3 protein-coding genes are annotated in these 3,639 nt (G+C 65.8%); all 3 read left to right on the top strand.

What is annotated here, in order from left to right:
* A partial coding sequence (locus WBB85_RS13470) for an FAD binding domain-containing protein (protein WP_432639123.1) occupies positions 1–796 on the top strand: 796 nt, incomplete at its 5' end.
* A complete protein-coding gene (gene xdhB, locus WBB85_RS13465) occupies positions 793–3,108 on the top strand; it encodes a xanthine dehydrogenase molybdopterin binding subunit (protein WP_432639122.1) in 2,316 nt (771 codons plus the stop codon). The genes WBB85_RS13470 and xdhB, both read left to right, overlap by 4 nt.
* The coding region (locus tag WBB85_RS13460; RefSeq protein WP_432639121.1) for an XdhC family protein at positions 3,105–3,639 on the top strand (535 nt) is incomplete at its 3' end. The genes xdhB and WBB85_RS13460, both read left to right, overlap by 4 nt.

Genomic DNA, 3,639 nt, shown 5'->3' with positions numbered 1-3,639 from the left:
CGCCGTCCTTGTCGCGGGCGCGACCGATGTCGGGCTCTGGGTGACCAAGCAGCTCCGCGATCTGCCCGAGGTGGCCTTCCTGCATGCCTGCCGCGATCTGCAGAAGATCGAAAAGGTCGAGGGCGGCTGGCGTGTCGGTGCCGGCGTTACTATCGCTGACCTGCGCCGCGCCATGGACGGCCCGCATCCGGCCTTTGCCGAACTCTTGCGTCGCTTCGCCTCAGAACAGGTGCGGGGGGCAGCGACCATCGGCGGCAATATCGCCAACGGCTCACCCATCGGCGACGCGCCACCCGCGCTGATCGCCATGGGCGCGCGGCTTCATCTGCGCAAGGGCGCGGCGCGGCGCGAGATCGCGCTGGAGGATTTCTTCATCGATTACGGCAAGCAGGACCGCGCCAGGGGCGAGTTCGTCGAGGCGGTGACGATCCCCGATACCGCGCCCGGCCTTGCCTGCTACAAGCTTTCCAAACGCTTTGATCAGGATATCTCGGCCGTCTGCGGCTGCTTCAACATCGAAACGGAGGGCGACCGGATCGTCTCGGCCCGGATCGCCTTTGGCGGCATGGCCGGCACCCCCAGGCGCGCCGCCGCTGTCGAGGCCTTCCTGACCGGCAAAGACTGGGCGGCCGAAACCATCGCTGCCGCCCTCCCCGAATTCGCTAGGGATTACACGCCGATGACGGATATGCGCGCCTCGGCCGCCTACCGGCTGGAGACGGCTGAGAACATGCTCACGCGCTATTTCCACGAGCGTTCCGGTGCGGCCGTTTCGGTGCTGGAGGTAGAGGCATGAGCGTCGCGAAACCCGTCACACACGATTCCGGCCATCTCCATGTCTCGGGCACAGCCCGCTACATCGACGACGTGCCGCTGCCCGCAAACACCGCGCATCTGGCCTTCGGCCTTTCTACCGTGGCGCATGGCGAGATTACCTTGCTGGACCTGACCGAGGTCCGTGCCACCCCCGGCGTCATCGCGGTCTGGACGGCTGACGACCTGCCCTTTGCCAACGATGTCTCGCCCTCGATCCATGATGAGCCTTTGCTGGCCACCGGTACCGTCCACTATGTCGGCCAGCCGATCTTCCTTGTCATCGCCGACAGCCACCTTGCCGCCCGGAAAGCCGCGCGCAAGGGCAGGATCGAGTACAAGGAACGTCCCGCGCTTTTGACCGTCGATGATGCGATGGCGGCGGGCAGCCGCTTCGAAGGCGGCCCGGTCATCTGGTCCAAGGGCGATGCGGCGAAGGCCATCGCGGGCGCCCCCCGGGTGGTCGAAGGCCGGTTCGAGATGGGCGGGCAGGAGCATTTCTATCTGGAAGGTCAGGCGGCCTTGGCACTGCCTGCCGAGGGCGGCGTGATCGTCCAGTCCTCGACCCAGCACCCGACCGAGATCCAGCACAAGGTGGCCGAGGCCATCGGCCTGCCGATGAACGCGGTCCGGGTCGAGATCCGCCGCATGGGCGGCGGCTTTGGCGGCAAGGAAAGCCAGGGCAATGCGCTCGCCGTGTCCTGCGCGCTTGTCGCGCGGCTGCTCGGGAGGCCCGCCAAGATGCGCTATGACCGCGATGACGATATGGTCATCACCGGCAAGCGCCACGATTTCCGCATCGGATATCGAGCGGGTGTCGATGAGACGGGCCGCGTCCTCGGGATCGAGTTCCTGCAACTCGCGCGCTGCGGTTGGGCACAGGACCTGTCGCTGCCCGTCGCCGACCGGGCGATGCTACATTCCGACAATGCCTACAATCTGGAGCATGTGCGGATCGAGAGCCATCGGCTGAAAACCAATACCCAGTCCGCCACCGCCTATCGCGGCTTTGGCGGCCCGCAGGGGATGCTGGGGATCGAGCGCGCGATGGATCATATCGCATTTGAACTGGGCCTCGACCCGCTCGCCGTCCGCAAGGCGAATTTCTATGCCGAGATGGAGGATGCCTCCGGCGGGGGTATTTCGACAATGAAGAAGCAGACGACCCCCTACCATATGGAGGTCGAGGACTTCATTCTGAACGGGCTGGTTGCGAAGCTGGAGGCCTCGGCGGAATTTGCGTCCCGCAAGGCGGCGATTGCCAAATGGAACGCGGAAAATCCGATCCTGAAGAAGGGCATCTCTTTGACCCCGGTGAAGTTCGGCATTTCCTTCACGCTGACCCATCTCAATCAGGCGGGCGCGCTGGTTCATGTCTATTCGGATGGCTCGATCCATTTGAACCATGGCGGGACCGAAATGGGACAGGGCCTGTTCCGCAAGGTCTCTCAGGTCGCGGCGGCCTCTTTCGGCGTCGATGTCGGCGTGATCGCGATCACCGCGACCGATACCGCCAAGGTGCCCAATACCTCGGCCACGGCGGCCTCCTCCGGCTCGGACCTCAACGGCATGGCGGTCAAAGCCGCCTGCGACACGATCCGTGACCGGATGGCCGACTATCTGGCGCGCGAGCATCAGACAGTGCCCGCGAAGGTGCATTTCGAGGACGGCAAGGTTTTCGTCGGCGGCGATGAGATGAGTTTCGCCGAGGCTGCCGCGCGCTGCTATATGGGGCGCGTCAGCCTCTCGTCGACCGGCTTCTATGCAACGCCCAAGATCACCTGGGACCGCAAGGCGGGCCGAGGGCGGCCGTTCTACTACTTCTCCTATGGTGCTGCCGTCAGCGAGGTCGTGATCGATACGCTGACCGGCCAAAACCGCATCCTGCGCGCCGATATCCTGCATGATGCAGGGACAAGCCTGAACCCCGCGCTCGATATCGGGCAGGTGGAAGGCGCTTATGTGCAGGGTGCCGGTTGGCTGACAACCGAGGAACTGGTCTGGGACGACAAGGGGCGGCTGCGCACTCATGCGCCTTCGACCTACAAGATCCCCGCCTGTTCCGACCGGCCCCGCATCTTCAACGTATCGCTCTGGGACGGGGCAAACCGCGAAGACACGATTTACCGGTCGAAGGCCGTGGGTGAACCGCCCTTCATGCACGGGATATCGGTCTTCTCGGCACTCTCGGATGCCTGCGCCGCCTGCGGCCCGAACTATCCCGACCTTCAGGCACCCGCGACCGCCGAAGCGGTGCTTGCGGCGGTGAAGCGTGCAAGAGGGGCGGCGAAATGAGCTTTGACCGCGAAGCCCTGACCTGCGTGGTGGCTGAACACGGTGCCGTTGTGCGGGTCGTCGTCGCCGAGGTGAAGGGCTCCGCGCCGCGCGAAGCGGGCACGGCGATGCTGGTATGGTCGGATGGGCAATCCGGCACGATCGGCGGCGGCGCTTTGGAATATGAGGCGGCGGACAGGGCGCGGGCTCTGCTGCCAGAAGGTGCGGACCGCCTCGACCGGATGCCGCTCGGCCCGGCGCTGAACCAGTGCTGCGGTGGCGCGGTCGTGCTTCTGTCCGAGGTCTGGGATGCCGAAAGGCTCACCGCACTTGGCGATGCCACGGTCATCGCCCGCCCCCTGCCCGGCACCACGGGCGATATGCCGCTTTCCGTGCGCCGCATCCTGACCCGTGCGCGGGGAGAAGGCTTCCGGCCCGCGCCGCGCATGGTGCATGGCTGGATGGTGGAGCCGGTGACGGCGCCCACGCGCGACATCTGGATCTGGGGTGCGGGCCATGTCGGGCGGGCGCTGGTGGGTGTGCTTGCGCCGC

This window comes from Albidovulum sp. (assembly GCF_049646345.1).
In the GTDB taxonomy this organism is placed as follows: Bacteria; Pseudomonadota; Alphaproteobacteria; order Rhodobacterales; family Rhodobacteraceae; genus Albidovulum.
The sequence above is the reverse complement of the archived record's forward strand: the minus strand, read 5'-3'. Positions and strand labels throughout refer to the sequence as shown.